Annotated in this window: 27 protein-coding genes; 19 read left to right on the top strand and 8 right to left on the bottom strand. The window is 63.5% G+C overall.

Features of this window, described 5'->3' with window-relative positions; genetic code table 11:
• Nucleotides 1-12: 12 nt before the first annotated feature.
• Entirely contained in the window at nt 13-291 is a 279-nt protein-coding gene (locus tag ACPPVR_RS01195; RefSeq protein ID WP_426612484.1) for a PepSY domain-containing protein, read from the bottom strand.
• A gap of 202 nt (nt 292-493) precedes the next feature.
• Nucleotides 494-844: a hypothetical protein gene (locus ACPPVR_RS01190; protein WP_426612483.1), complete on the bottom strand. Its 351-nt coding sequence runs from the start codon at nt 842-844 to the stop codon at nt 494-496.
• 90 nt (nt 845-934) lie between these two features.
• Between ACPPVR_RS01190 and ACPPVR_RS01185 the strand changes: the two genes are divergently transcribed.
• Complete coding sequence (locus ACPPVR_RS01185) at nt 935-1,465, top strand: TetR/AcrR family transcriptional regulator (protein ID WP_426612482.1); 531 nt, start codon at nt 935-937, stop codon at nt 1,463-1,465.
• Nucleotides 1,466-1,523: 58 nt separating this feature from the next.
• On the top strand, nt 1,524-1,721 hold the full coding sequence (locus ACPPVR_RS01180; RefSeq protein WP_007598651.1) for a Trm112 family protein: 198 nt from the start codon (nt 1,524-1,526) through the stop codon (nt 1,719-1,721).
• Between the two features lie 27 nt (nt 1,722-1,748).
• Here the strand turns inward: ACPPVR_RS01180 and ACPPVR_RS01175 are convergent, their stop codons facing one another.
• The gene (locus ACPPVR_RS01175; protein ID WP_426612481.1) at nt 1,749-2,966 is read right to left on the bottom strand and encodes a ubiquinone biosynthesis hydroxylase; all 1,218 of its coding nucleotides are present in this window, start codon (nt 2,964-2,966) and stop codon (nt 1,749-1,751) included.
• Nucleotides 2,967-3,097: 131 nt separating this feature from the next.
• Between ACPPVR_RS01175 and tesB the strand changes: the two genes are divergently transcribed.
• A complete protein-coding gene (gene tesB / locus ACPPVR_RS01170) occupies nt 3,098-3,961 on the top strand; it encodes an acyl-CoA thioesterase II (RefSeq protein ID WP_426612480.1) in 864 nt (287 codons plus the stop codon).
• A 3-nt stretch (nt 3,962-3,964) separates the two neighbouring features.
• Here the strand turns inward: tesB and ACPPVR_RS01165 are convergent, their stop codons facing one another.
• The gene (locus tag ACPPVR_RS01165; protein ID WP_426612479.1) at nt 3,965-4,855 is read right to left on the bottom strand and encodes a DUF4339 domain-containing protein; all 891 of its coding nucleotides are present in this window, start codon (nt 4,853-4,855) and stop codon (nt 3,965-3,967) included.
• 236 nt (nt 4,856-5,091) lie between these two features.
• On the opposite strand from ACPPVR_RS01165, the gene ACPPVR_RS01160 reads away from it, so the two are divergent.
• The 13 genes from ACPPVR_RS01160 (at nt 5,092) to ACPPVR_RS01100 (ending at nt 18,511) form a co-directional block, all read left to right on the top strand.
• Nucleotides 5,092-5,430, top strand: coding sequence for a P-II family nitrogen regulator (locus tag ACPPVR_RS01160; RefSeq protein WP_426612478.1), 339 nt, complete (start codon nt 5,092-5,094; stop codon nt 5,428-5,430).
• Nucleotides 5,431-5,504: 74 nt separating this feature from the next.
• On the top strand, nt 5,505-6,806 hold the full coding sequence (locus tag ACPPVR_RS01155) for an ammonium transporter (RefSeq protein ID WP_426612477.1): 1,302 nt from the start codon (nt 5,505-5,507) through the stop codon (nt 6,804-6,806).
• 85 nt (nt 6,807-6,891) lie between these two features.
• Nucleotides 6,892-7,206, top strand: coding sequence for an ArsR/SmtB family transcription factor (locus tag ACPPVR_RS01150; protein WP_045004589.1), 315 nt, complete (start codon nt 6,892-6,894; stop codon nt 7,204-7,206).
• Nucleotides 7,207-7,218: 12 nt separating this feature from the next.
• Nucleotides 7,219-7,575 carry an SRPBCC family protein gene (locus tag ACPPVR_RS01145; protein WP_426612476.1) on the top strand — a complete coding sequence of 119 codons (357 nt, stop codon included), beginning with the start codon at nt 7,219-7,221 and terminating at the stop codon, nt 7,573-7,575.
• Nucleotides 7,576-7,616: 41 nt separating this feature from the next.
• Nucleotides 7,617-8,219 carry an ATP-dependent Clp protease proteolytic subunit gene (locus tag ACPPVR_RS01140; RefSeq protein ID WP_426612475.1) on the top strand — a complete coding sequence of 201 codons (603 nt, stop codon included), beginning with the start codon at nt 7,617-7,619 and terminating at the stop codon, nt 8,217-8,219.
• 447 nt (nt 8,220-8,666) lie between these two features.
• Nucleotides 8,667-9,005, top strand: coding sequence for a P-II family nitrogen regulator (locus ACPPVR_RS01135; RefSeq protein WP_213735856.1), 339 nt, complete (start codon nt 8,667-8,669; stop codon nt 9,003-9,005).
• 38 nt (nt 9,006-9,043) lie between these two features.
• Nucleotides 9,044-10,492: an ammonium transporter gene (locus ACPPVR_RS01130; RefSeq protein ID WP_271607652.1), complete on the top strand. Its 1,449-nt coding sequence runs from the start codon at nt 9,044-9,046 to the stop codon at nt 10,490-10,492.
• Nucleotides 10,493-10,697: 205 nt separating this feature from the next.
• Nucleotides 10,698-11,102, top strand: coding sequence for a GFA family protein (locus ACPPVR_RS01125; RefSeq protein ID WP_426612474.1), 405 nt, complete (start codon nt 10,698-10,700; stop codon nt 11,100-11,102).
• Between the two features lie 242 nt (nt 11,103-11,344).
• Entirely contained in the window at nt 11,345-12,559 is a 1,215-nt protein-coding gene (locus ACPPVR_RS01120; protein WP_426612473.1) for an aminotransferase class I/II-fold pyridoxal phosphate-dependent enzyme, read from the top strand.
• A 9-nt stretch (nt 12,560-12,568) separates the two neighbouring features.
• A complete protein-coding gene (locus ACPPVR_RS01115; RefSeq protein ID WP_426612472.1) occupies nt 12,569-15,040 on the top strand; it encodes a DNA translocase FtsK in 2,472 nt (823 codons plus the stop codon).
• 153 nt (nt 15,041-15,193) lie between these two features.
• The gene (locus ACPPVR_RS01110; protein WP_426612471.1) at nt 15,194-15,949 is read left to right on the top strand and encodes an outer-membrane lipoprotein carrier protein LolA; all 756 of its coding nucleotides are present in this window, start codon (nt 15,194-15,196) and stop codon (nt 15,947-15,949) included.
• A gap of 155 nt (nt 15,950-16,104) precedes the next feature.
• Nucleotides 16,105-16,920 (top strand): exodeoxyribonuclease III, encoded by an 816-nt coding sequence (gene xth, locus ACPPVR_RS01105; protein WP_426612470.1) that lies wholly within the window; start codon nt 16,105-16,107, stop codon nt 16,918-16,920.
• 16 nt (nt 16,921-16,936) lie between these two features.
• Nucleotides 16,937-18,511, top strand: a complete 1,575-nt coding sequence (locus tag ACPPVR_RS01100) for a hypothetical protein (RefSeq protein WP_426612469.1) — start codon at nt 16,937-16,939, stop codon at nt 18,509-18,511.
• Between the two features lie 22 nt (nt 18,512-18,533).
• On the opposite strand, the gene ACPPVR_RS01095 is transcribed toward ACPPVR_RS01100, so the two are convergent.
• Together ACPPVR_RS01095 and ACPPVR_RS01090 are read right to left on the bottom strand one after the other, a co-directional pair.
• Nucleotides 18,534-18,977 (bottom strand): cyclic nucleotide-binding domain-containing protein, encoded by a 444-nt coding sequence (locus ACPPVR_RS01095; RefSeq protein ID WP_426612468.1) that lies wholly within the window; start codon nt 18,975-18,977, stop codon nt 18,534-18,536.
• Between the two features lie 58 nt (nt 18,978-19,035).
• Complete coding sequence (locus ACPPVR_RS01090) at nt 19,036-19,722, bottom strand: response regulator transcription factor (protein ID WP_007598630.1); 687 nt, start codon at nt 19,720-19,722, stop codon at nt 19,036-19,038.
• A 200-nt stretch (nt 19,723-19,922) separates the two neighbouring features.
• On the opposite strand from ACPPVR_RS01090, the gene ACPPVR_RS01085 reads away from it, so the two are divergent.
• Together ACPPVR_RS01085 and ACPPVR_RS01080 are read left to right on the top strand one after the other, a co-directional pair.
• Nucleotides 19,923-20,492 carry a L,D-transpeptidase family protein gene (locus ACPPVR_RS01085; RefSeq protein ID WP_426612467.1) on the top strand — a complete coding sequence of 190 codons (570 nt, stop codon included), beginning with the start codon at nt 19,923-19,925 and terminating at the stop codon, nt 20,490-20,492.
• 6 nt (nt 20,493-20,498) lie between these two features.
• A complete protein-coding gene (locus ACPPVR_RS01080; protein WP_426612466.1) occupies nt 20,499-21,284 on the top strand; it encodes a 2-keto-4-pentenoate hydratase in 786 nt (261 codons plus the stop codon).
• Between the two features lie 138 nt (nt 21,285-21,422).
• On the opposite strand, the gene ACPPVR_RS01075 is transcribed toward ACPPVR_RS01080, so the two are convergent.
• Nucleotides 21,423-22,112 (bottom strand): YggS family pyridoxal phosphate-dependent enzyme, encoded by a 690-nt coding sequence (locus ACPPVR_RS01075; RefSeq protein WP_426612465.1) that lies wholly within the window; start codon nt 22,110-22,112, stop codon nt 21,423-21,425.
• A 111-nt stretch (nt 22,113-22,223) separates the two neighbouring features.
• Here ACPPVR_RS01075 and ACPPVR_RS01070 point away from each other — a divergent pair, with 111 nt between their 5' ends.
• Nucleotides 22,224-23,921, top strand: coding sequence for a diguanylate cyclase domain-containing protein (locus tag ACPPVR_RS01070; RefSeq protein WP_426612464.1), 1,698 nt, complete (start codon nt 22,224-22,226; stop codon nt 23,919-23,921).
• Between the two features lie 3 nt (nt 23,922-23,924).
• On the opposite strand, the gene ACPPVR_RS01065 is transcribed toward ACPPVR_RS01070, so the two are convergent.
• Complete coding sequence (locus ACPPVR_RS01065; protein ID WP_426612463.1) at nt 23,925-24,971, bottom strand: GGDEF domain-containing protein; 1,047 nt, start codon at nt 24,969-24,971, stop codon at nt 23,925-23,927.
• Nucleotides 24,972-25,007 lie beyond the last annotated feature (36 nt).

Below are 25,007 nucleotides of genomic sequence, written 5' to 3'. Positions count from 1 at the left end.
CGCCCTTTGATCTTACTTCGCGATCGTGTGCTTCAGGCTGAGATCTTCCGGGCTGTAGAACAGCTCGTAGAGCTTGCCTTCCTTGACGCCGTAGACCTCATAGCACGAGCCTTCGATCTTAGAGCGCCGCACCTCATAGCCGGCTGCCTTGGCCTTGGCTTCGGCATCGCCCGCCGGCTTCCAGGATGCCTTGTCGAGCTTGGTGCAGGTCTTGAAACCGTCGGCCATCGCCGTCGATCCCATGGCGATCCCGACCGTCAGTGCAATGGCAAGAACACGAATGACCTTCACGAACGTCTCCTCCTCTGTCGTGTGCGCAACGGTGTGCGCGAAACGCGACCGAAGGAAGCAAAGAGGAAGCTGAAGTCAATCCGGTGCAGGCGACCGGAGCTTTAGAGTTATTCTAGCGGTCCGAAAAAGATCAGCGCTGTCCGTATGCAGCACGCATTTGAAGGGCGGCTGCGGCCTTACGCCTCACGGACTGCCAGCGCTGCTAATAGCCAGCAATCGCGAGCGCCACGACCGCACTGAGCGCCATCCAGCCGAAGTGCCGGCCACGCGTCGCCCATGCGTTGGCGCAGGCGGAAAAGCCGAACACACAGGCCATGGTGATGACGATCCAATGGCGCGCCGTACCTGAGTCCATCCAGGGCGTCGCGATCAGGAGCACACCGCCGCCGATCCAGGCGACCGTCGAAGCCTGCCAGACCAGGCGGATCAGGGTGCGGAGCCGTTCTGGCTCGATCCGGGCGCGAGCAAAGACCTTGGTCTCGCCGAGGATGCCATGGATGAGGGCCACGGCAATGGTCAGGACGCCGGCGCACTGGAGCAAGAGATCACGCATCAACGCCTCCATACAGTTATGTATGGCGAGATAGACGCTGGCTTGCCGCCTGTCAATACACTAGTGTATGGTCCTACCCTGGAACCCGACATGACCGAACAACTCTCCGCCGATGACTGGATCAAACAGGGGCTCAAGGCGCTGGCCAGGGGCGGGTTCACCGCGCTGAAGGCCGATCCTCTCGCAAAAGCCATGGGCGTCTCGCGCGGAAGCTTCTATTGGCACTTTGCCGATCTCGGCGCCTTCCATGCCGCCACTCTGAAGCGCTGGCGCGAGATCGCGGCCGATCAGATCATTGCCGACGTCGAGGCCGGGAGCGACGAGCCGCTGAAAGCACTGCTGCGCCGGACCTTTGGCGCGCGGCTCGACCTGGAGCGCGCGGTGCGGAACTGGGCGGCGTTCGACACGGCCGCGCAAGCCGCAGTCCGTGCGATCGACCGCCGCAGGCTCGACTATATCGAGACGCTGCTGCAACGGCGCGGACTCAATGCCACGATGGCGCAGGCGCGCGCGCAGATCCTGTACTGGACGTTCCTCGGTTTCGCATTGTCCGGCGCGCCGGTGCCCGCTGCACGGCTCCAGGGCCTGCTCGACGAGATCCTGCGGATGGTCTCGGCATAGGTCGCAATGGGCGGCCGCGATGTTCTATGCTACAGGCAGGTCATCGCCGGAGACCACAATGAACGCGCCCACCGAACGCCCCGAAGCCAGTGTCGATCCCAAATTGCTGGAGATTTTGGTCTGCCCGCTGACCAAGGGCCCGCTGGAATTCGACTCCGCCAAGCAGGAGCTGATCTCGCGCAGCGCCAAACTCGCTTATCCCATCCGCGACGGCATCCCGATCATGCTGCCGGAAGAGGCGCGGAAGATCGATTGAGGTGAGGCGCGACGGCCGCGCCGCACTCTACAACGCCTCGCCCTTCAGCAACTTCGGCACCTCGCCCGTAAGCCCCGCAGCCTGGCGGATGAACAGGTTCTTCAGCGGCGGGGCGCGGTCGACGATGCCGAGGCCGATGTCGCGCACGGTGCGCAGCAGCGTCGACTTGTTGGAGAACAGGAAGTTCAACGAGTTGGTGGCAACGCCCATCGCCATGGTGTCGAAACGGCGCCAGCGCTGGTAGCGCTCGAGCACGTCAGCGCCGCCGATATCCATGCCGAGGCGCGCGGCATCGACGACGACTTCGGCCAGTGCGGCGACATCCTTCAACCCCATGTTGAGGCCCTGGCCCGCAATGGGATGGATGACATGGGCGGAATCGCCAACCAGCGCGAGGCGCTCGGCGATGAAGGAGCGCGCCACGAAATAGGACAGCGGGAACGCGCGCGGCTTGTCGAGCGCCTTCACCTCGCCGAGATGCAGTCCGAAACGCTGCTCGAGCTCGCTGTGAAATTCCTCGTCGCTCAGGGCCACGATGCGCGCGGCTTCCGCGCGGCGTTCGGTCCACACCAGCGAGGAGCGTTTTCCGGTCAGCGGCAGGATCGCAAACGGACCTGCGGGCAGGAAGTGTTCTTCGGCGCGGCCTTCGTGATCACGCTCGTGGCCGACGGTGACGACGATGCCGGACTGGTCGTACTCCCAGCCATGGGTGGCGATGCCGGCGCGTTCGCGTAGTTTTGACTTCGCGCCGTCGGCGGCAATCAGCAGGCTCGCGGCAACAACGCTGCCGTCGCCGAGCGTCACGTCGATGCCGTCAGGGCGCGAATCGTAGGACGCAACAGGGGTGGCACGGAGCTCGACACCTGCCGCTTCGGCGCGGACAATCAGCGCATCGATCAGACGGCGGTTCTCGACCATATGCGCGAAGGATTCGCCGGGCGCGACATCGCCGGCAAAATTCAGGAACACCGGACGCGTGGCGTCCTCCAGCTTGGAATCGGTGACCACCATGTCGAGGATCGGCTGCGCCTCGCCCTTGACGTCGTCCCAGGCGCCGAGCACCTCGAACAGCCGGCGGCAGGCCGCCACGATCGCGGTCGCGCGGGGATCACGGCTCGGCCGCGTGCTGAGCGCGGGGTCGGCGACGATGACGGGAATCTCGGGCCCGAGCCCCTGGCGCAGCGCGAGCGCCAGCGCCAACCCCGCAAACGCGCCGCCGCCAATGACTATGCTACTCTGTGACATACTGAAATTCCCGGCTAACTCTTGGTCTTGCTAGCAGACTTGAGGTGGGCGAAACAGTGCGGTGAAACGAGGGCGGAACGGCCCGATTCAGTCATTCCGGGACGTCCGGACGACAACGCGAAAGCTCATCCATGTCCAAAAGCCTGATCGACCTCATCTCGATCCTCGACCTGGAGCAGCTCGAGGTGAATCTGTTCCGCGGCAACAGCCCGAAGACGAGCTGGCAGCGGGTGTTCGGCGGGCAAGTGATCGGGCAGGCGATGGTTGCGGCCTGCCGCACCGTCGAGAGCCGGCTGCCGCATTCGTTGCACTGCTATTTCATCCTGCCGGGCGATCCGCAGATCCCGATCATCTACCAGGTCGAGCGGCTGCGCGACGGCAAGAGCTATTCGACGCGCCGCGTCACCGCGATTCAGCACGGCAACGCGATCTTCTCGATCATGGTGTCGTTCCATGCCGAAGAGGAGAGTGCGTTCGATCATCAGGAGAAGATGCCGGACGTGCCGCCGCCGGAAAAACTCACGGCGGAGGAGGTGGCCAAGCAGCCGATGTTCCGCGAGATGCCGGACTTCATCCGCCGCTACTATGAATCCGACCGGCCGATCGAGCTGCGTCCGGTCGAGCTCGGCCGCTATTTCGGCCAGAAGATCGAGGACGGCCGCATCCACGTCTGGATCAAGACCGCAGCTACGCTGCCGGACGATCCGGCGCTGCACATGTGCGCGCTGGCCTATGCCTCGGACTTCTCGCTGCTCGACGCCATCATGGCGCGCTATGGCCGCACGCTGTTCGACAAGCGCATGATGCCGGCGAGCCTCGACCACGCGATGTGGTTTCACCGCCCGTTCCGCGCCGACGAATGGCTGCTCTATTCGCAGGATTCGCCCAGCGCGCAAAAAGGTCGCGGCTTGACCCGCGGCCTGATCTTCAAGCCTGATGGAACGCTGGTGGCCTCCGTCGCGCAGGAAGGCTCCGTGCGCGAGCGGAGGAGCTGATCTTTAGAGCGGTCCGCGCGGCGCGAGCTCGGTCTGCGACGCGAACCAGTTCATGATCCAGCGATACACCCACGGGATCGGGATGAGGAAGCCGGACAGGATCGCAGCCACGATTCCGCGCCAGAGAATCCCGAGACCGCTACCCCTGAAGATGATTTCGCGTCGCGTGCCCTGGATGTTGCGGCACATCCAGCGGATCTGGGCTGCGGCGACCCAGGCCCAACCGACAATCGTGATGATGGAGATCGCGAACAGCAGGTTCCAGCCGACATAGGCCCACACCGAACCGGTGAAGCTGAGGCCGAGCGGCTGCCCGTTGGAGGCGAGATTGGCGACCATCCATTTCAGCAGGAGCCAATAGAGAACGATTTGGGCGATGAAGAGCAAATTGTTCAGCAACTGGACGCCGGTGAAGGCAATGACAATCGCCAGAACGATGAAGCCGAAGAACCAGGGCACCAGCGTCATCGCATTGCCGGTGAAGGAGAGGTTCGGCCGCCCCGGAACCTTCACGCAGGACACGATCCATTTCGTGTACCAGACGAACACCCACGGCACCGGGATGATGAGGCACATGCCGATCAGCATCGCGATGCTGCGCCAGGTGAAGTCCCAGATGCCGAAATCAACCGACAGCGAGCCGCCCGCGGCGCTACTAGCGCCGGCGTAGCTACCACCGCCCGTCATCGGCGGACCGCCCGCCGGGATCAGCGGGGGCGCGCCGACGACGCCCACGAGGCCCGGAATCTCGGCCGCCTTCTGCCAGCCGGCCATGCCTTCGGACCACACCAGCGTATCGGGTCGCACGACACCCTGGGCCACGAGGTCGCGGAATTGCCCTTCCGGATAGGGGCCCTGCTGCTTACCCTCGGATGCGTAGAACCAACTCGCCATGAAACGCCCCCCCAAAATACTTATGTACCGCTCGACAGGCGCGGGTTCACCACATCCATGCCAAAAATGCATTGTGAAGGATGAACGTCTGCCCTGTACAGAGGCGGCCGTTCACACGCCCCAACGTTTTTCCGCTTCAATCTGCAAGTTTTTTATGCCATTTGCCCGGAAAGATGCCAGATTGACGCAGCGCCGGGGACATGCGGCGCGACGCATCCCGGGGAATAGGTCTGACCATGAAACTCGTCGTCGCGATCATCAAACCCTTCAAGCTCGATGAGGTCCGTCAGGCGCTGACGGCGATCGGCGTCCACGGCATGACCGTGACCGAGGTAAAGGGCTATGGCCGTCAGAAAGGCCACACCGAGATCTATCGCGGCGCCGAATATGTCGTGAACTTCCTGCCCAAGCTGCGAATCGAGATCGCGGTCGCCACCGACGTTGCCGAGAAGGCGGTCGCCGTGATCACCGCCACGGCGCGCACCGGTCAGATCGGCGACGGCAAGATCTTCGTCACGCCGATCGACCATGCGCTGCGCATCCGCACCGGCGAAACCGACAGCGACGCGCTCTAAAAATAGCCTTCTTCGATCGCACCTGGCAACGGCGCCATGGCGTGCGACGCAATTTCTATGCTGGGGGAAATGACATGGCGGGATTGTTGCGCCGGGCAGCTGCTATGGCTGCGCCGATCGGATGTGTGTCGATCATGGCCGCGCCGGCGCATGCAGCGACAAATGACATCAACACCGCCGACACCGCCTGGATGATCGTCGCCACCGCGCTGGTGCTGATGATGACGATCCCGGGGCTGGCGCTGTTCTATTCCGGCATGGTGCGCAAGAAGAACGTGCTCGCGACGATGGCACAGAGCCTCGCCGCGGTGACGATGATCTCCATCCTCTGGGTCGCGTTCGGCTATTCGCTGTGCTTCGTCGGCGACGGTCCCTGGATCGGCTCGCTCGACCGCTGGTTTCTCGCCGGCATGACCATGGACAGCGTCAACCCGGCGGCGAAGACGATCCCGGAATCGCTGTTCATGCTGTACCAGATGACGTTCGCGATCATCACGGTGGCGCTGGTCGCGGGCTCCGTCGCCGACCGCATGCGTTTCTCCGCTTATCTCCTGTTCTCCGTCGCCTGGTTCATCTTCGTCTACATTCCGCTGGCGCATTGGGTGTGGGGCGGCGGCTTCCTTGCCAGCATGGGCGTGCTGGATTTCGCCGGCGGCCTCGTCGTGCATCTGTCGGCCGGCACTGGCGGGCTGGTCGCGGCGAAAGTGATGGGGCGCCGTCATGGCTACGGCACCGAAAATCTCTCGCCGTTCGATCTCTCGCTCGCCGTGATGGGCACGGGCCTGCTGTGGGTCGGTTGGTTCGGCTTCAACGGCGGCTCGGCGCTCGCAGCCAATTCGCGCGCGGTGATGGCGATCATCGCGACCCATCTTGCCGCCTGCTCCGGCGCGCTGACCTGGGGCGCAATCGAATGGTCGACGCGGCGCAAACCCTCCGTGCTCGGCATGATCTCAGGCGCGGTGGCAGGCCTCGGCACCATCACGCCGGCCTCGGGCTTCGTCGCGCCGTGGCACGCCATCGTCATCGGCATCGCCGCCGGCGTGATCTGCTACTGGGCCTGCACCTGGCTGAAGCACCGCTTCAACTATGACGATTCGCTCGACGTGTTCGGTGTCCACGGCATCGGCGGCCTGACCGGCACCCTGCTCGCCGGCGTGTTCGCGACCAGCGCGATCGGCGGCACGGCCGGCCTGATCGAGGGCCATCCGCAGCAGCTGCTGATCCAGCTCTACGGGGTCGCGGTCACCTTCATCTGGTCGGCGGGCGTGAGCTATGTCCTGCTCAAGCTGGTCGGCTTGTTCGTCCCCTTGCGCGTATCCCGCGAGCACGAGCTCGAGGGGCTGGATATTTCGCAGCACGGCGAGGCTCTTCAGTAAGCTGCTGGCGGGTCGCAATAGCCACTCGGCGGCCTGAATTCACGCAGGGCTTGCGCAACACATAAGTATTTGCTTATGTGTCGCCATGATCGAAGCCGACATCTTCAAGGCCCTTGCCGACCCGACGCGCCGAAAGGTCTTTGAGAAGCTCGCTGGCGGCAGCCTGAATGCCAGCACTTTGCGCGACGGATTGGAGATCAGCCAACCGGCGATGTCGCAGCATCTCGCGGTGCTGCGCGCGGCAGGCCTGGTGCGCGAACAGCGGCAGGGCCGTTTTGTGAACTACGAAGTCGACCCGGACGGAATCGTCGCCATCGGGGCGTGGCTTGCGCGCTACCGCGCCTACTGGCCGAAGCGCATGGAAGCGCTCGCCGATCTCCTAAAGGACATGGATCAATAAGGACCTGGATCAATGAGCGACGCAGTGAAGCCTGATCGCCCCGACGAGTCCCTGGTGCTCGAATATGATTTCGATGCCCCGCCGGCAAAGGTCTGGCGCGCCGTGACCATTCCGGCCCTGCGCGAGCGCTGGCTGCCCGATGCCGACCTTGCGGGGGCCGAGCCCGAATCATCGATCGCGGGCGAAGAGGTGCGCTACCGGCTTCGCGATTCCGAACCACCGTTTCGCGAGAGCCACGTCATCTTCCGGATCGAACCGAACGACGCCGGCGGCACCCGCTTTCGCATCATCCAGCAAGCCTGCGACGATCGCATAACGCTGCCGCAGGCGGCCAACAGCAATCGCTGCATGATGCGCGCGGCGGCCTAACACCACAAAGACTTCATCACCTGCAGAAATGGAGGTCGCCGATGCGCGACATGCTTCAGCTCGTCCCTATGGTCGTCGAACAATCCACCCGCGGCGAGCGATCCTTCGACATCTATTCGCGGCTCTTGCGCGAGCGCATCATCTTCCTCAACGGCGAGGTCAATGATGCGATGTCCGGACTGGTCTGCGCGCAACTGCTGTTCCTGGAGGCGGAGAATCCGAACAAGCCGATCAATCTCTACATCAATTCCTATGGCGGCGTGGTCACCAGTGGCCTCGCGATGTACGACACCATGCAGTTCATCAAGGCGCCGGTCCATACGCTGTGCATGGGCACCGCGCGCTCCATGGGCTCGTTCCTGCTGATGGCCGGCGAACCCGGTCACCGCGCCGCCCTGCCCAATGCAAGTCTTCACGTGCATCAACCGCTCGGCGGCTTTCAAGGCCAGGCGTCTGACGTCCTGATCCATGCCCATGAAATGCAGGAAACCAAGCGGCGCCTCATTCGGCTCTATGCGCAGCATTGCGGGCGCCCCGAGGAGACGGTGGAACGGACCCTGGACCGCGACCACTTCATGACCGCACAGCAAGGGGTCGAATGGGGATTGATCGACCGGGTCTTTGCGGAGCGTGACGCCGCCTGAACGTCCGACAGCGGCCCTCAGCCGGATACCGTCCGGCAAGCCTCGTCCCGCTCTGGCTGGTCGGCCGATTGCGCGTATCCCGTGAGCACGAGCGCGGGGGGTTCGATATTTCGCCGCACGGCGAAGCACTTCGTGGGCTCTGCCTATAATTAGATACCTTTTGGCTGCCCGACACATGAGCAACAATGTGACGGCAGCCTGTCGTGCCTACATTTTGATCAGATATGGTCATGTATTGAGCGCGACGTATTAGCGCACTGCAGCGCGATACCCGCCAAACGCGAAAACACCCGCTTTCATAGTCCGTTAGCCAACGCGCCCGATCTGGCACGGCATTTGATTCTAGGGGGTGTGGCTGTGCCCGCGTAGTGAACTTTCTCCCTCGTGGCGAACCAGTCGAGAAACGCCCGGCCACGTCCGGACCGGGCCCAAGCGGGGATAGGACCCATGAAAATTGTTATGGCGATTATCAAGCCATTCAAGCTGGAAGAAGTCCGTGACGCCCTGACCGCCATTGGCGTTCACGGTCTCACGGTGACGGAAGTCAAGGGATATGGTCGTCAGAAAGGCCACACGGAAATCTATCGCGGCGCCGAATATGCCGTGAGCTTCCTGCCCAAGATCAAGATCGAAGTCGCCGTCGCCTCCGACCAGGTCGACAAGACCATCGAGGCCATCACGTCCGCCGCGAAAACCGGACAGATCGGCGATGGCAAGATCTTCGTCATCAACCTCGACCATGCGGTTCGCATCCGCACCGGCGAGGCCGACGCCGCGGCCCTTTGATTTCGCGCTCAACCAAAATTCAATCAGGAGTAAATGAAATGACGTTTAAGCGTCCCTATGGCGCGGGATTGGCGGCTCTCGCAGTCGGCCTGTTCGCTGCGACCGCAGCCTATGCCGAGCCAACGGTCAACAAGGGGGATAACGCCTGGATGCTGACATCGACAGTGCTCGTGCTGTTGATGACGATTCCGGGTCTCGCGCTGTTCTACGGCGGCCTCGTCCGTTCCAAGAACATGCTCTCGGTGCTGATGCAGGTGTTCTACACGGTCTGCGTCGTCACCGTGATCTGGGCCGTGTACGGCTACAGCCTCGCCTTCACCGGCGGTTCCGACTTCATCGGCGGCTTCTCCAAGGCCTTCATGATGGGGGTCACCACCGACTCGAAGGCTGCAACCTTCAGCGTCGACGCCAACATCTCGGAGCTGGTCTATGTTTGCTTCCAGATGACCTTCGCGGCGATCACGCCCGCCCTCATCGTCGGCGCCTTTGCCGAGCGCATGAAGTTCGCGGCGATCGCCCTGTTCATCCCGCTCTGGGTGACGCTGATCTACTTCCCGATCGCGCACATGGTCTGGTACTGGCCCGGCCCGGACGCGATCCAGGATGCGGCCAAGGCTCTTGCTGCTGCGGGTGATGCGGCGGCGAAGACCGCGGCTCAGGCCAAGCTCGACGAGATCAATGCCGACGCGGGCTGGATCTTCAAGAAGGGCGCGATCGACTTCGCAGGCGGTACCGTGGTGCACATCAACGCCGGCATTGCAGGTCTCGTCGGCGCTCTGCTGATCGGCAAGCGCGTCGGCTACGGCAAGGAGCTGATGGCTCCGCACTCGCTGACCATGTCGATGATCGGCGCTTCGCTGCTCTGGGTCGGCTGGTTCGGTTTCAACGCCGGCTCCAACCTCGAAGCCAATGGCGGCGCAGCCCTTGCCATGACCAACTCCTTCGTCGCCACCGCAGCCGCCGCGCTGTCGTGGATGTTCGCGGAGTGGATCGTGAAGGGTCACCCGTCGGTGCTCGGCGTCATCTCCGGCGCTGTCGCCGGCCTCGTGGCCGTCACGCCTGCCGCCGGCTTCTCCGGCGTAATGGGTGCGATCGTCCTCGGTCTCGTGGTCGGCGTGGTCTGCCTGTTCTTCTGCACCGTCGTGAAGAACGCGCTTGGCTACGATGACTCCCTCGACGTGTTCGGCGTGCACTGCATCGGCGGCATCGTCGGCGCCCTCGGCACCGGCATCCTGGTCAATCCGGCTCTCGGTGGTGCGGGCATCATCGACTACACCGCGATCCCGCCCAAGGTTGCGGATTACGACTTCGCGGCGCAGATGATCTCCCAGATCGAGGCCGTCTGCACCACGCTGGTGTGGTCGGGCATCGGTTCGGCGATCCTCTACAAGGTCGTCGATGTGATCGTTGGCCTCCGCGCCAATGTCGAGACCGAGCGTGAAGGCCTCGACATCACCGAGCACACCGAGCGCGCCTACAACATGTAAGTGTTCTCCCGGGCGCGATCTCCTCGGGGATCGCGCTCACAACTACGGTTTGGGCACATACCCGGCAATGCCCCGACCGTTGAGGGGCTCCAGCGCAAGTTGGAGCCCCTTTCTTTTTGTTCCGAGGGCAGAAGAAAAAGATTGCCATTCCAGGTAGTCGGCGCAGAAATATCGACCACAACGAACAACAATTCGGGAGGTCGTCATGCGTTTGGAAGGCGGATGCTATTGCGGCGAAGTGCGCTACGTGGCCGAGGGCGATCCGATGATGCAGGCCCAATGTCACTGCCGCGAGTGCCAGTACATCTCGGGCGGCGCGCCCAATACTTTCATCGCGATGCCGGCGGCGGGCTTCGCCTACATCACCGGACAACCCAAGCAGTTCACGCGCAAGGATCTGGCGCGTGCCGTCACACGGGAATTCTGCGCCGAATGCGGCACCCATCTGGTGACGAAGGTTCCGGGACTGCCGGCGACGATCGTGAAGGTGGGCACGCTGGACGAGCCCAAGCAGTTCCATCCGCAGATGGCGATCTATACCTGCGACAAGCAGGAGTTCCACGCGATCCCCGCGGGCATGGCGACATTTGAGAAGCTGCCAGCGCATTAGCGGCGTCGCTCGCCAGCGGATCAACGGTCACATGGCAGCGATCGCGTCGACGACGCGATCGTGCCGTAACGACGCGAATAAGCCCCGCATCCCGTTGTTATCCGGCCTAATTATTCCACCCTGGACGGACCGGCCGACCGATGGTTAATCGCGTCTTAACCTCGCCCTATCTATGGTGAACTGAACCGTTTCCCGCCGGCGCCTTGGTGCGACCGGCTGTTCCAAGAGTGCTGGCGCCCAGAATGGCTATGACCGCTTCATCCCGCGCGCCGCAGGTCGGTGGAAGCTCCGACAATGAACGCTCGCCCTTCGTCCGGCTGAATGAGCTATTGGCGCCGCATCAGCCCGGCAAGTCCTTGATTTCGTTGGCAGTCGGAGAGCCCCAGCATCCGGTGCCCGATTTCGTCGGACCGGTGCTGGCCAAGCACATCGCCGATTTCGGCCGTTACCCGGCGAACAAGGGTACCGACCCGTTCCGCAAGGCAGCGAGCGCCTGGCTGTCGTCCCGCTTCAAGCTGCCGCGGCCGCTCGATCCCGAGAGCGAGATTCTCGTGCTGAACGGCAGCCGCGAGGGGCTGTTCCTCGCCGCGATCGCGGCGGCGCGCTATGTCGGCCCGCGTCCCGGCAAGCCCGCCATCCTGATGCCGAACCCGTTCTACCCTGTCTATGGCGCCGGCGCTGGCGCCGCGGCCTGCGAACCGGTCTATCTGCCGACCACGGTCGAAAACGGCTTCCTGCCCGATCTCGACGCCATCGACGAAGCGACGCTGGCGCGCACTGTGGCGTTCTATCTGGCCTCGCCTGCCAACCCGCAGGGCTCGGTCGCTTCACCGGACTATTTCAGACGGTTGAAGCAGCTCGCCGACCGCTACGGCTTCGTGATCCTCAGCGACGAGTGCTATTCCGAGATCTACACCCGCGAGGCACCAGGCAGCGCGCTCGAATGCGCCGGCCCCGACTTCACCCGCGTGGTTGCGTTCCAGTCGCTGTCGAAGCGCTCCAACCTTCCGGGCTTGCGCGTCGGCTTCGCCGCCGGCGACAAGAAATTCATCGGAATGTTCCTCGAGCTGCGCAACATCGCGGCGCCCCAGGTGCCGGTTCCGCTCCAGCATGTCGCGACCGTTGCCTATGGCGACGAAGCGCATGTCGAAGAGAACCGCAGGCTGTACCGGATCAAGTTCGATCTCGCCGACCAGATCATCGGCAATCGCTACGGCTATCGCCGGCCCGATGCCGGCTTCTGCGTCTGGCTCAACACGTCCGAGATCGGCGACGACGTATCGGTGTGTCTGAAACTCTTCAAGGAAGCAGGCGTGCGCGTGGTGCCCGGCTCTTATCTGGCGCGGCTCCAGCCCGACGGCTTCAATCCCGGTGCCGGCTACATTCGCCTGGCGCTGGTGCAGGATGGTGAGACCACGGCGGCGGCATTGCACCGCCTGGTCGAGACTCTGGGTTAGGCGGGGCCCGTGAGCATGTCGGCGATCGAACGTGTCATTCCCCTGGTCGGCCATCTGCCGCCCTCGATCCGCGAGGCGTTGAGCCGGCGTGTGCGCGAGCTCACCGGCCTCAGTCTGATCACGCTGTCCGGCGTCGCATCCGCTGCGCTGATGACCTGGTCGGTGCAGGATCCGAGCCTCAGCCACGCCACCTCGCGGCCGATCCGCAACATTCTGGGTTATGCCGGCGCGATCGGCGCCGACCTCGCGATGCAGATCCTCGGGCTTGGCGCGATCATGCTGATCCTGACGATCGCGGTGTGGGGCTGGCGCATGATGACCCACCGGCCGTTCGACCGCGAAGCGCTGCGGCTCGGCGCCTGGATTCTCTGCACGGTGATTGCGGCGGGCTTTGCCAGCTGCTGGCCGCATGGCGGCGCTTGGCCGCTGCCGACCGGGCTCGGCGGCGTGGTCGGCGATGCGCTGGTGCGTGCGCCCGCGGTGATCTTCGGGCCGGCCGGCACGATCTATCGCATGGCGCTCGGAATCATCCTGTTCGTCGCGCTGGCCGCGACCTTCCCCATCGCCTGCGGCCTCGGCGCGCGCGCGCATGACGAAGAGCGCGCGGCAATCGAGGATGACGATACGCCGCTCGACGAAGACGAGGACAGCGATCGCGGCTCGGTGTCGCTGGGCTGGCTGTTCCACGCATTGATGAGCACCAAGGCGCGGCTGACCTGGCTGCTCGGCACCGCCTATCGCTCGCTCGTCTCGAGCGGGCCGAAGGCCAAGCCGGTTGCTTTCAACCGGCAGGAGCCCAATCTCGGCGGCCGCGCCGCGCCTTCGATCTCGCCGCAATCCGAGGACGAAGACCACGAGGACGAGCACGAAGAAGAGGAAGACGAGGAGGAAGAGGAAGCGCCAGCCGCGCGCGCGCCGCGCAAGAAGGCCGCGCCGAAAGCTCCTTCCAAGAAATCCTCCGACAAGTTCGAGCTCCCGTCGGTGTCCGTGCTGGCCGCGCCCAAGGCAGGCGATCGCCAGCCGCTCAGCAAGGCTGAGCTGGAAGCCAATTCGCGTGCACTCGAAGGCGTGCTTCAGGATTTCGGCGTGCGCGGCGACATCGTGAAGGCCCATCCGGGTCCCGTGGTCACGCTGTACGAGCTGGAGCCCGCGCCGGGCATCAAATCATCCCGCGTGATCGGACTTGCCGACGACATCGCCCGTTCGATGAGTGCGCTGTCGGCGCGCGTCGCTGTCGTGCCCGGCCGCAATGCCATCGGCATCGAATTGCCAAACGCTCATCGCGAAAAGGTCTATTTGCGCGAGCTGCTGGTCGCCAAGGAGACTGTCGACTCGGTTGCGAAACTGCCGCTCTGCCTTGGCAAGACCATCGGCGGCGACCCCGTCATCATTGATCTCGCCCGCACGCCGCATATGCTGATCGCCGGCACCACCGGCTCCGGCAAGTCGGTCGCCATCAACACCATGATCCTCAGCCTGGTCTATCGGCTGCGCCCGGATCAGTGTCGCTTGATCATGGTCGATCCGAAGATGCTCGAACTCTCCGTCTATGACGGCATTCCCCATCTGCTCACGCCTGTCGTGACCGATCCGAAGAAGGCGGTGGTCGCGCTGAAATGGGCCGTGCGCGAGATGGAAGAGCGCTACAAGAATATGGCCAAGCTCGGTGTGCGCAACATCGACGGCTACAATACACGCCTGCTCGAATTGAAAGCCAAGGGCGAAGAGCCGACGCGCACGGTGCACACCGGCTTCGACAAGGAGACCGGCAAGGCGATCTACGAGGAAGAAAAGCTCTCGCTCGACCCGCTGCCTTACATCGTCATCATCGTCGACGAAATGGCCGACCTGATGATGGTCGCCGGCAAGGACATCGAAGGCGCGGTGCAGCGCCTCGCGCAAATGGCGCGCGCCGCCGGGCTGCATGTGATCCTCGCGACGCAGCGTCCGTCGGTCGACGTCATCACCGGCACCATCAAGGCGAACTTCCCGACCCGGATCGCCTTCCAGGTAACCTCCAAGATCGACAGCCGCACCATCCTCGGCGAGATGGGCGCCGAGCAGCTGCTCGGCCAGGGCGACATGCTCTATATGGCCGGCGGCGGGCGCATCAGCCGCGTGCACGGACCTTTTGCTTCGGACGAGGAAGTCGAGAAGGTGGTGCGTCATCTGAAGACGCAGGGACAGCCGGAATATCTCGAGGCGGTCACGGCCGAAGAGCCCACCGAGGGCGAGGACGGCGCGGTGTTCGACGCTTCCGCCATGGGCGCGGATGGCGGCGGCGATTTGTTCTCGCAGGCCGTCGCGGTGGTCAAACGCGACCGCAAGGCCTCCACCAGCTACATCCAGCGCCGCCTGCAAATCGGTTATAACCGCGCCGCATCGCTGATGGAGCGTATGGAACTGGAAGGCATCGTCGGACCCGCCAATCACGCCGGCAAACGTGAGATCCTGGTCGAGGAAGAAGACAGCCATATGTGAGGCACGTGGCCTCGAAATGACCTTTTCACGCAAAAACGATCTCTGCTTTTGCCCGAAATCACGCTAAAACGACGCCCAGCCATACAGGACGACGCGTTGATCAGACATCCGGACATTCGATTCGCTGCCTCCATCGCTGCGCGAAGCGCGCGCGTGGCCGGCGTGCTTCTCGTCACCGCCGCGATGGTGACCGCAGTGTCGTTCGCGCAGACCGTGCCTGTGCCGAAGCCCGCGCCGAAGAGCCGCGACAATGCTCAGCCGTCGGGGGGGCCGTCGATTACGGGCGCAACGCAGGCGCCGCCCAACCCGGTCATTCCGGATCCGCGCCGCAACGTGCCGAGCAGCATCTTCCAGACCTTCGATGCGAACCAGAAGGCGCAGGCGGCCAGGGTCAGCGCCTATCTGTCCTCGCTGTCGACCTTGGTCGGGAATTTCGTCCAGGTCGGCCCCGACGGCAGCAAGACGCAGGGCGATTTCTACATCCAGAAGCCGGGCAAGATGCGCGTCGAATATGATCCGCCGAGCCCGATCGACATCATTGCCGACGGCTCATCGGTTGTCGTGCGCGACCGCAAGCTCGCCACACAGGACGTCTATCCGCTATCGCAGACGCCGCTCCGCTTCCTGCTGTCGGACCGCATCGACCTGATGAAGGACACCAACGTCGTCAGTGTCACTTCGGACGATCTCTTCATCAGCGTCATCATCGAGGAGAAGCAGGCGCTGGTCGGCACCAGCCGTCTGCTGCTGATGATCGGCGCCAAGGACGGCCAGTTGAAGCAATGGACCGTCACCGACCCACAGGGCTACGACACCACCTTCGCGGTCTATAATTTGGACACGAGCAAGAAGCTCGATCCGACCATGTTCAAAATCGATTTTACCAATTACGGCCCGGCGCCGGGTTGACGGTGCGTAGGGTGTGTTAGCGCAGCGTAGCCCACCGCCTTTGCTTCCCCGAAGATAGACCTTGGTGGGTTACGCCTTCGGCTAACCCACCCTACGATTCCACGCCTGTGGACAAGCATTTCGCCCGCACCAATCCATGCTAAGACGCATCCCTCATGCGTTTTTCCCTGACAACCTGGAACATCAATTCGGTGCGGCTGCGCATCGATCTCGTCGCGAAGTTTCTCAAGAGCGCGCGGCCGGACGTGCTGTGCCTCCAGGAAACCAAGTGCATCGACGACGCCTTTCCGCTGAAGCGTTTCAAGCGGCTCGGCTATGAGCACGTCGCGCTGAACGGGCAGAAGGGTTATCACGGCGTCGCCATCGTCTCGAAGATTCCGTTCGAGTCAAAGGACATCCGCACCTTCTGCGACAAGGTGGATTCGCGTCACATCTCGGTGTCGTTCGGACAGAAGGCGCAAATCGCAAAGCCGCTGGTGGTGCATAATTTCTACGTGCCAGCCGGCGGCGACATTCCCGATCCCGCGCTGAACGAAAAATTCGACCACAAGCTTCGCTTCCTCGACGAAATGAAAGCTTGCGAACCGCTGCATCCGCGCGGGGACGACCGACACATCCTGGTCGGCGATCTCAACGTGGCCCCGCACGAGAACGACGTCTGGTCGCACAAGCAGCTTCTGAAAATCGTCTCGCACACGCCGATCGAAACCGAGAAGCTGCAGGCCGCGCTGAGTGCCGGCGAATGGGTCGACGTCGCGCGCGACCGCATCCCGATGTCGGAAAAGGTCTATACCTGGTGGAGCTACCGGTCTGCCGACTGGACCGTCGGCGACCGCGGCCGCAGGCTCGACCACATCTGGGTCTCGCGCGCGTTGAAAGACGCCGTCAGCGATTTCAAGATCTTGCGCGATGCGCGAAGCTGGGAACGGCCGTCGGACCACGTTCCGGTGACGGTGACGCTGGACGTTTAAGCCTGCGGAGAAGACGATGGGTACGCCCGCGCCGTCGGAGCACAGAGAACCACCAAATCGGGCATGGTGGAATTCCCGTTACGTCCTACCGGGATTGATGTTGCTCAGCACGCTCCCTTTCTGGTTCGTGCATACGCCGCCGCTGATCGACTTCCTGGCGCATATCGGCCGCTACCATGTGCAACTCCATCTGGCGGACTCGCCGGCGCTCCAGCAAAACTGGGATTTTCACTGGCAAATGATTGGCAATCTCGGTGTCGAGTTGCTCATCGTTCCGCTGGCGCGCGTATTCGGTTTCGAACGCGCCGTCTGGCTGATAGCGGTGGCGCTTCCTCCGCTCATGATCTGGGGAATCGCGCGGATCAGCCGGGCGATGCACGGACAGCTGACGCCCTTCGCCATCGCGGGCGTCTGGTTCACCATGTCCTATCCGTTCCAGCTTGGCTTCGTGAACTATTGGCTCGGCTGTGCCCTGGCGCTTCACGTGTTCGCATCCTGGGTCCAAGGGGCACATCAGGGGGCACAAAAGAGCGGTTCGGTGGTGCGCGCAGCGCTGTTCGGGGCGGCCTCCTGCCTGGTCTGGCTCGCTCACGCCTATGGCTGGGTCGTTCTGGTCGTGCTCGTCGGCGCCTTTGAACTCTGCCGGAACTGGAGCCGCGAGCCGAGGGCTTGGCCCTCCATGGTGCTCGCCATCCTGCGCCGCATGTGGCCTGTCATGATTCCAGCTGTGCTCATGATCGTTTGGCGCCAAGGCACCGGCGCCGCTTCGACGGGGCATTTCTTCGATTTGAACACCAAGATCCTCGGATTGATGTGGACGTTGCGCGATCAGAATATTGGTTTGGACACGCTGACTTTGCTGCTGGCCATTGGCTTGCTTTATCTTGGACTACGGAGCCGTGACGTTCGCCTCAATCCACCTCTGCTCGTCGGCGCGGCGACCTTCCTCATTCTGATCCTGTTGATGCCAAGCCTGATGTTCGGCGCGGTGTATGCCGATGTCCGGCTATGGCCGATCTTCTTCATCGTCGGCCTCACTGCCGTCGCGCCAACCTACCGAACATGGCGCGGCTCCGCCGTCGTCGCTGGCGTAGCGCTGGCCGTTTTTGCTGTTCGGATCGTCGCCATGGCTGTCGGGTTTGCGGCCTACGACGCCAGTTTCGCGCAACATTTGCAGGCACTGAATGACGTCCCGCGCGGCGCAAGCATCGCGGTCCTGACGCGGCCGCCGTCCTGCGAGCAATGGCGGGCACCGCGTGTGGCGCATCTTGGGTCGCTCGCCATCGTCCGGCGGGACGCCTTCGTCAACTCGCAATGGGATGCATCGGGTGGCCAGCAACTTCTGACGCCGCTGCGTGCGCGCGGCACCGACTTCAACGCAGATCCATCTCAATACATCGAGGCGCTGCCGGGCGGATGCGACGGCGATTTGAGCGCTGCGCTGGCGCAGAGGATCGCGCAAATTCCCCGTGACCGCTTCGACTATGTTTGGTTGCTCGACGTCGATACATCACGCTTGGCGGAATTGCCGGGACTACGGCGCCGCTATCAGGACGACCGCAGCGCGCTGTATGCGTTGAACCCAGGATGACGCCTGTGGAGAGGACAACCTCTCAGGTGCTCAGCTTCGCACCGGCAATCAGAATATCGCTGGCGATCTGGCTGGAGCGAACCGCGAATTCGTCGCGCAGGCGGAGCGCCGCGGCGGGATCGCTCTCGAGCACGCGCTGAAACAGGCTGCGCGCGACGCGAATCACGGAAGAATGCTCCAGCGCGATCGCGCCCGACGGCCGCTTCATCGGCACCACCAGCGCAAGCTCGCCGATCAGCGTGCCGGGGCCGGCGATCATCTCGGCGCCGGCGCCGTCATCGACGCGAAAGGCGCCGCGCTGGACCACGAAGCCGGCGTCAGCATCGTCACCGAGATTGAACAGGACGTCACCACGGACGAAGTCGCGCTGCTCGGAACCGATCGCCAGCATGCGCAACGACGCCTCTCCCAACAGTCGCAGTGTCGGGACACGCTCGAGCAGCGCTACGTCGTCGTCGATTGACATTCAGATCCGAGGCTCAAGGGCACGCGATCTAGAACGATTCGCACGCCCCCGAAGCGTATCACGGCACCAGCTTGTAGCCACCGGCTTCCGTCACCAGGATTTCCGGGTTGGCGGCATCCTTCTCGATCTTCTGGCGGAGGCGGTAGATGTGGGTTTCCAGCGTGTGGGTGGTGACGCCGGAATTATAGCCCCAGACCTCCTGGAGCAGGGTCTCGCGCGACACCGGCATCTGGCCAGCCCGATAAAGGAAGCGGAGGATCGCCGTTTCCTTCTCGGTGAGGCGGACCTTGCGCGCATTGGCAGCGGTCAGCATCTTTGAGCCGGGACGGAAGCTGTAGGGCCCGACCGAGAACACCGCGTCCTCGCTGGCCTCGTGCTGGCGCAGCTGGGCGCGGATGCGGGCCAGCAGCACGGCAAAGCGGAAGGGCTTTGCGACATAGTCGTTGGCGCCTGATTCCAGGCCCAAAATCGTGTCGGAATCGGTGTCATGCCCGGTGAGCATGATGATCGGGGCCTTGAAGCCGCCCTTGCGCAGGGAGCGGACCACTTCGCGGCCGTCGGTGTCGGGGAGGCCGACATCCATCAGGACGAGATCGGGGGCGTTGGCCTTTGCGGCGCTCGCGCCCTTGGCACCGGTATCGACGGCGGAGGCTTCAAATTCTTCGTGTAGCGATAATTGCTCCACCAACGTGTCGCGCAGATCGGTATCGTCATCCACGATCAGGATCTTGCGGGCATTGGCCATAGGGTCATCCTTTTGGGGTCCGGCTCGGCGCGCATGCATGCCGCACTCAACCGTAATGGGAAGTTTTGGGTCGCAATTCTTATTGTTGTTCGTGTTGAAGTAGTGGGCTGTTACCGATTCACAAGCCGGAATTACTCTAACCCAGAATAGCAGGGCGGCTTGATGAATGTCCTGTAATGAATTCGACATTGCGCTTTCATATGAAAAACAACGCTAATTCAATCGGTTACATCAAGAATCGACGCTCCGGGCAGCTCTCCGCGATCCGCGTTAAGCCTGCCGCAGGCAATCCGCGCCGGGGTTGGCTGACCGCCGGACCGCTGACGATCCCGGTGGCGCTGGGGCGCGGCGGCATTTTGGCTAACAAGCGCGAGGGCGATGGCGGCACCCCCAGGGGCAGCTTCCGCCCGCGCCAATTGTGGTGGCGGGGCGACCGCCACAGCCGGCCGCAAACATTGCTGCTGGCCCGGGCCATCACCGGCGCGGACGCCTGGTGCGAAGATCCCGGCGATCGCCACTACAATCAGTGGATCCGGCGCGGAAGCGAGCAGGGCGGCGACCGGCTCAAGCGCGCCGACCATCTCTATGATTTCATCATCGAGATCGATCACAACACCAGGCCACGCATCGCCGGCCGCGGCAGCGCCGTGTTTTTGCATCTGGCCCGCGACAATTTCGGCCCGACTGCGGGCTGCGTGTCGATGACGAAATCTGCCATGCTGCAATTGCTGCGGCGCCTGGGACCAAGAACAAGAATTATCATCGGGTGAGGGCAAATGCTCGACAAGGATCAGATCGGCGCCGCATCGCGCGTCCTCGTTCAACATTGGCGTGACGGCAGCAAGCTTGAGGCGATCGAGACAGGCTTGCGGCCGCAGAGCCGCGCCGAGGGCTATGCGGTGCAAGCCGCGCTGGAAACGCATTCCTCGGGCAAATTGTTCGGCTGGAAGATCGCGGCGACAAGCGAGGCCGGACAGAAGCACATCAATGTCGCAGGCCCGATGGCCGGCAGGATTCTCAGCGACACCGTCATCGCTGACGGCGGCATCGCGCCTATGAAGGGCAATGAGATGCGCGTGGGCGAACCGGAATTCTGCTTCCGTATGGGCCGCGATCTGGCGCCGCGACCGGCGCCTTACAGCGTCGACGAGGTGTTAGCGGCCGTCGACACCCTGCATCCCGCGATCGAGATTCCCGATTCGCGCTTTGCGGATTTCGCCAGCGCCGGCGAGGCGCAGCTCATCGCCGACTGTGCCTGCGCGCATCAGTTCGTGCTCGGCGCAGCAACGCCTGCGAACTGGCGCGCCATGGACCTCGTCGAGGAGCGGCCGCAGATCACGCTGCGGGGCCAGCGTTACACCGGCCACGGCAAGAACGTGCTCGGCGATCCCCGCATCGCACTGGCCTGGCTTGCCAACGAGCTGAGCGGCCTCGGCATCACCTTGCGGGCAGGGGAGGTGGTGACCACCGGCACATGCCATCCGCCACTACCTATCGAGGCGGGTGATCATTTCGCGGTGGATTTTGGGGTGTTGGGGAAGGTGTCGGTGAGGTTCGAATAGTCACCTCGCACACCACCGTCATTGCGAGCGAAGCGAAGCAATCCAGAGTCCCTCCGCGGAAAGATTCTGGATTGCTTCGCTGCGCTCGCAATGACGAATTCGAGAGCCGTTGCCGGGTTTGGCCTTCGCTGACGACTCTTACCGATGCCCGAAAATCGCACTCCCCACGCGCACATGCGTGGCGCCGAGCATGATGGCGGTGGCATAATCAGCGCTCATGCCCATCGAGAGATTCGTCAAGCCGTTGCGCGCGGCGATCTTGGCGGTCAGTGCGAAATGCGCCGCCGGCGGCTCGTCGACCGGCGGGATGCACATCAGCCCTGAGATCGTCAGCCCATAGCTGTCGCGGCAGCTCGCGAGGAAGGCATCTGCCTCGCCAGGCGCGATGCCAGCCTTCTGCGGCTCCTCGCCGGTGTTGATCTGGACGAAGAGCTGCGGATGCTTTTTCTGGGATTCGATTTCTTTGGCTAACGCCTGGCAAATGCTCGGACGGTCAACCGAGTGGATCGCATCGAACAGCGCCACCGCCTCTTTCGCCTTGTTGGATTGCAGCGGCCCGATCAGATGCAGCGCGATATCCGGGTAAACAGACGTTAACTCCGGCCACTTGCCTTTGGCCTCCTGCACGCGATTCTCGCCGAATACGCGCTGTCCGGCGCCGATTACCGGGATAATTGCATCCGCCGCGAAAGTCTTGGACACCGCAATCAGCGTCACCGCGCTCCGTTCACGGCGCCCATCCTTGCAGGCGCGTGCAATTTCCGCTTCGACCGCGGCGAGGGCGTTTGGTGAATGGCCGGTTACCGGCGCGGCGTTGGCTTCTGTCATGACGTCGATCGGCTCGCGCGAGAGTAACGGAGGTAGTTCCAATTTTACCGAGTTCAAGAAAGGGTTTTTGAACCCTTCGCTTTACCTTGCCAATTGGGGTGGGTCGCGAAGATGGTAAACGTCAGTTTCAACCGCAAACGAGTAAAACTCAAGCAGGTCCTTGGAATCAGGGCACGGCTTGCGTTGCTCGCGGTGATTCTCGTGGCGCCCTTGATGCTCGAGCGCATCCGTTCGCTCGAAGACACCCGTACCAAGCAGATTGCGCAGGCCACGGCTGAATTCACCACCGTAGCTAAGCACAGCGCCGACGCACAGCGCGAGGTGATCTCGTCGGTCGAGACCATCCTTAAATCCGAGGCCTTCATCCGCGCCTCCGCCGGCGGCGTCAGCAAGAGCTGCGACGTGCTGCGCGCGAGCCTGCCGACGAGCCTGCCCTGGATCCGCACGCTCTTGATCGCCGGCCAGGACGGCCGCATCCAGTGCGCGACCAACAATATGTATGTCGGCCTCGACCTCAGCGACCGGCCGTATTTCCAGCAGGCGCAGGAAACCGGCCGCTTCGTGCTATCCGACTTCATCCTGTCGCGGCCCGTGCAATCGCCGACCGTCATGGCGGTGTATCCGGTCTCCGCGTTCAGCGGCGTCGCCGATGCCGTCGTGCTTGCGACCGTCAATCTCGACTGGATGTCGAAGGTCATGAACAATCTCGGCGGCCGCGCCGGCATCACCGCAGTGCTGGTCGACAGCGCCGGCACGGTGCTGGCCGCGCCCGCCGACCAGCATAGCGCGGTCGGACGTCCGCTCGACAACATGCCGCTGATGTCGGCGATCGCCGACATGGCCTTGCGGTCGGACCAGGACGAAGGCTCGTTGTCCTTCCTCGCGGCTGACGGTTCCCGCCGCGCGGTCAGCTACACCCGCATCGCCGGCACCAATGCCCGCCTGATCGCCAGCATCGACGAGGACAAGGTGTCCGCGGCGGTCAGCCGCGACATCCGCACCGCCTATCTCCAGTTGGCCTTCGTCGTCGTATTCGTGCTGCTCGGCGCGCTCATCGCCGCCGAGAAACTCGTGATCAAGCCGATCGAGATGCTCGCGGACATGGCCAAGCGTCTCGGCGAGGGCGACCTGTCGGCCCGCGCGGCGCGCAATCGCCTGCCGTCCGAATTCGTGCCGCTGGCGCGCGCGTTCAACGCGATGGCCGCCCAGCTCAGCCAGCGCGAACGCGAGCTGATCGAGAGCAACGACCGGCTGACGGTGATGGCATCGATCGACATGCTGTCGGGCCTCGCCAACCGGCGCGGCTTCCAGAGCCGTCTCGACTTCGAATGGATGCGCGCACAGCAATATGGCAGCGAGCTTGCGCTCTTGATGATCGACGTCGATCATTTCAAGCTCTTCAACGACACTTACGGCCATCTCGAAGGCGATTCCTGCCTGACCCGGCTCGGCGAATCGCTGTCCGGCATCGCGGCCGACACGATGGGCTTTGCCGCGCGCTATGGCGGCGAGGAATTCTGCCTGCTGCTGCCGAACACCGACGTGATGCGCGCGGTCGAGATCGGGGAGCTGGTACGCGCAGCTGTACTGAAGCTCTGCCTGCCGCACATCACGTCCGCCCACATGATCGTCACCGTCTCGATCGGCGTCGCCGCGACGCGGCCGAACGAGACCTTGCGCCCGGGCGATCTGATCGAAGCCGCCGACGCTGCGCTCTACGCAGCAAAGCACCGCGGCCGCAACAATGTCGTCGAGCACGGCATCTTGCGGATCGAAGGCAGCACGACCGAGATCGCGATGGCTGGCTAGTCGCTAGCCCGCAGACAAGGCGCGATCGAGTTCACTCTCCGTCACCACGCGATTGCGGCCACCGCCCTTGGCGAGATAGAGCGCGCGGTCGCAGCGCTCGACGAGATCGGCGATCGTCTCACCCGCCCGATACTGCGCCACGCCGATCGACACGGTAATGTTGGGCAACACTTCGCCGGTCGAACGGCGCGTGATGGTGCACTCCGCGATCGCCTGCCTGATGCGCTCGGCGATCTCGGCGCAAGCCGTGAGATCGGCATCCGGCAGCACCGCCATCAGCTCCTCGCCGCCATAGCGGGCCGGCAGATCGTCCACGCGAACCTTTTCGCGCAACACCTTGGCCATCAGCCGCAACACCTGGTCGCCGACGCCGTGGCCGAAATTGTCGTTGAAGGTCTTGAAGTGGTCGATGTCGAGCATCAGCACGCTGAGCGGCTCGCCCCAATCCGCGGTCGTCTGCGCCTTGCGCAGGAATTCATCCAGCGCCCGCCGGTTCGCCAGCCCGGTCAATGTGTCGGTGCGGGCACGCTGTTCGGATTTGGTCAGCGAAACCCGGATCACGTCGAGCTCCCGGGTCTGTTCCGCAAAGCCCGCTTCCAGCCGGGTTGCCCGGGTCGCGGCGCGCGCCAGCTCGTTCATGAGCTGCGCGACCAGCGCCTTCGGATCGACGCCGGCCTGGCCCTGGTCGGCGACGTCGCTGATCACCTGGAGCTGGGAATGGTTGTCGGCGATCGCGGTCGCCAGAAAGTCCTTCGCCGCGCCCATCAGCGTATGCAGCCGCTCGGACGTGTTGACGACGACGGCGCTCACCTGGGGTGCGACATAGGTCTCGAACAGGTCCTGATTGGTCCTGCTGTCGAAGGGACGGTTGTGATCGATCAGGAGATCGATGGCGTTGCGCAAATCATCATGGCTGCCCGCGAAATATTGGAACCAGACGGCGAAATTGGTCGGCGTCGGCGGAATCCGCTGCTCGGCCATGCTCCGCATCGCCCGTCCGGCGATGGACGCGGCATAGTCGTAATCGGGATCGTCGAAGCTGTCGTCCATCGCGGTCTTTGGGGGTCCTGTCCGACTGCAACCTCG

Source organism: Bradyrhizobium sp. McL0616 (assembly GCF_049993385.1).
In the GTDB taxonomy this organism is placed as follows: Bacteria; Pseudomonadota; Alphaproteobacteria; order Rhizobiales; family Xanthobacteraceae; genus Bradyrhizobium.
This window is presented reverse-complemented; position numbering and strand designations above follow the sequence as displayed.